Source organism: Mesorhizobium sp. M4A.F.Ca.ET.050.02.1.1 (genome assembly GCF_003997725.1).
Lineage (GTDB): Bacteria > Pseudomonadota > Alphaproteobacteria > Rhizobiales > Rhizobiaceae > Mesorhizobium.
The window spans coordinates 1-2,504 of record NZ_RZSG01000839.1; the positions used below are offsets into that span (position 1 = coordinate 1).

General features: G+C 62.5%; 3 protein-coding genes. 1 reads left to right on the plus strand and 2 read right to left on the minus strand.

The window, feature by feature from the left end:
- On the minus strand, positions 1-423 hold a 423-nt coding region (locus tag EOA33_RS31995; RefSeq protein ID WP_127407444.1), incomplete at its 3' end, for a DUF1993 family protein.
- A 112-nt stretch (positions 424-535) separates the two neighbouring features.
- On the opposite strand from EOA33_RS31995, the gene EOA33_RS32000 reads away from it, so the two are divergent.
- Positions 536-1,573 carry a DUF1176 domain-containing protein gene (locus tag EOA33_RS32000; protein WP_127407445.1) on the plus strand — a complete coding sequence of 346 codons (1,038 nt, stop codon included), beginning with the start codon at positions 536-538 and terminating at the stop codon, positions 1,571-1,573.
- Between the two features lie 19 nt (positions 1,574-1,592).
- Here the strand turns inward: EOA33_RS32000 and EOA33_RS32005 are convergent, their stop codons facing one another.
- Positions 1,593-2,489, minus strand: a complete 897-nt coding sequence (locus EOA33_RS32005; RefSeq protein ID WP_127407446.1) for an alpha/beta hydrolase — start codon at positions 2,487-2,489, stop codon at positions 1,593-1,595.
- Positions 2,490-2,504: the final 15 nt, after the last annotated feature.

Genomic DNA, 2,504 nt, shown 5'->3' on the forward strand with positions numbered 1-2,504 from the left:
GAAGTTGGGCATGGCGGCGTAGAGCAGGTATTGCGAGCCCGGCATCGAGATCTCGCGCCCGGTCAGCCTGAGTTCGATCGTCCGCTCCGCCGAGCCATCGAGGTCGGCTGCCGAAAACGTCGCCAGATGATCGACCGTCTTGGCGATGCGGACCTGCAGGTCGGCGAAACTCGCCTCATTGTCCTCGTATTTCGGCACTTCGCGGCCGGCGAGCCGCGACGGCGCGCCCTTGGCGTGATCGGTGGCGATCTGCACCTGCCTGGTCAGCGCGAACATGTCGGGGGCCAGCCGCGCGGTCAGAAACACCTGCGGGTCGATCTTGCGATCGGCTGCGTTCTGTTCGGCCAGCGACAGCACCTTGGAGAGTGATTTCAGCCTGGCCGAAAAAACCGGCACCGAGGCGTCATACATCGAAATCGTCATGTTGCTTTCTCCTAGTCGAGCGACGGGAGCTAGCGCTTCCACAGGCGATTCTTCAAGCGTCACCGCGCCGCCGCAATCACCATGCTAGGTTTCCCTCGAGTGGAGGATCCCGATGAGACGCGCGTTTCTTGCAGCGACCACTTTTTTCTCTATCGCCATGGCGGGCCAGCAGGCGCTCGCCGCCGACCCACCCTACATCGACGACCGCTCGGATGCCGCTTCAGTCATCCGTTCGCTCTACAGCGCCATCAACCGGCATGAATTCGCCCGCGCCTGGGGCTATTATGGCGATACCAAGCCGGCAAAGGATTTCGACGCGTTCGTCAAAGGCTATGACGGCACCGATACGGTAGAGGTGAAGACGGGCGCGGTATCCGACGAGGGTGCGGCCGGCAGCATCTACTACAATGTCCCGGTCGCCATCCAGGCGACCGACAAGAAGGGCGAGGCCAAGGTCTTTGCCGGCTGCTATACGCTGCGCCAGGTCAACGGCCAGATCCAGGAACCGCCGTTCCAGCCGATCTTCATCGACAAGGGCGCGCTGAAGCCATCGACCGCCGATTTCGAAGAGGCCGTGCCGGCAAGCTGCGGCGACGGCCCGCCGCTGCCGAAGAAGGACGAGGCGCTGGAGCAGGCGAAGAAGGCGTTCGCCGCCACCTATGCCGGCCAGTGCGACAAGGAGCTGTTCGAGCAGGAGCCCGAGCTGTTTTCGATCAAATACAAGGACAAGAGCGCGGCGGAAGGCGACCCCGAGCGGGAAACGCGGCTCTTCCATTTCGCCTGCTCGGCCGCCGCCTACAATGAAAGCTCCATCTACTACATCTACGACGACGTCTCGGGCGTCAGGCAGTTGCAGTTCGCCGAGCCCGAAATGGACATCCGCTATGCGAACAACGACAGCGACGGCAAGGTGGAGAGCCTGCACGTCGTCGGCTTCCAGGCGACTGGATGGGCCGTCAATTCCGCTTACGACGACGCCACCAAGACGATCACCACCTTCAACAAGTGGCGCGGCGTCGGCGATGCCTCGTCGTCGGGAACCTACCTGTTCCGCAACGGTGATTTTTCCCTGGTCCAGTACGACGTCGATGCATCATACGATGGCGAGCAGAACCCGCAGGCCGTCGTCGACTACAACACCGCGCCCTGAGGCAATCCCGGTATCAACGTCACGGCGCCTTGGAGAGCATCCAGTTGAGCGTGCCGCGCCAGTCGGTCATGCGGATCGGCGTGCCGTGCGTGCCGGTCTCGAAGCGGACGAAGCGGGTCGGATAGGGATAGGCTTTTGACTTTGCAATGATGGAGCGGAAGAAGGCTTCCTGCTTTTCCACCGGAAATACCGGGTCCTTGCTGCCCTGACCGAAGAAGACGGGCACATGGCGCCTGAAGGCGGGACTGGCGAGAAAGCTCTCATCCCACAGCGAACCGAGCAGCAGCAGCCCGTCGATGCGTCGGCCGGTGTCGTTGCGCGCGGCAAGCTTCCAGCACAGCGATCCGCCCATCGAGCCGCAGGCGACGAAGATCTTCGCGCCCGGCGACTTCTCGGCGTAGTGATTGATCAGCGCCGCAACCTGGGCGGCGCCCTTGTCGCCGAAATCGGGGAAGTCCGGCGACAGATAGAGGCCGCCATTGGCGGCCATCAGATTCTTGAGGCGGTTGAAATTGCCACCGAAGGTAAAGTCGTCGACACCTTGCTTTCGGCTGCCACCCTGCCCGTGCAGGTAGAGCACGATGATGCCGGCGCCCTCGGTCTTGCCGACGGCAACATGCCTGACATCGCCCGCGTCCGTCTTCAGCATCAGGTCCTGCTGCAGCTTGCGCACGCCGGTGTCGGTATATTCGCCATGGACGCGCTTTTCCGGCACCTCGTCGCGCTGGTTGATGTCGCGCATCTCGCGATAGTCGATGACGGTGTAGGCGCCATTGTCGCCGGACGACAGCGTCGCCGGATAGGCGAACAGATCGTCCTTGTAGGGTTTTAGCTCGAGAGCGCCGGCATCAACTGCGGACAGCAAAAGAGCGATCACGGTTAACAGCGTGCGGGAGACTTGAAAGCGATTGGCCATGCCGCAGGCATGCGT

Excerpts from the sequence above, each read along its gene's own strand:
- EOA33_RS32005 (WP_127407446.1), bottom strand. The coding sequence starts at position 2,489 with ATGGCCAATCGCTTTCAAGTCTCCCGCACGCTGTTAACCGTGATCGCT.
- EOA33_RS32000 (WP_127407445.1), top strand. The coding sequence starts at position 536 with ATGAGACGCGCGTTTCTTGCAGCGACCACTTTTTTCTCTATCGCCATG.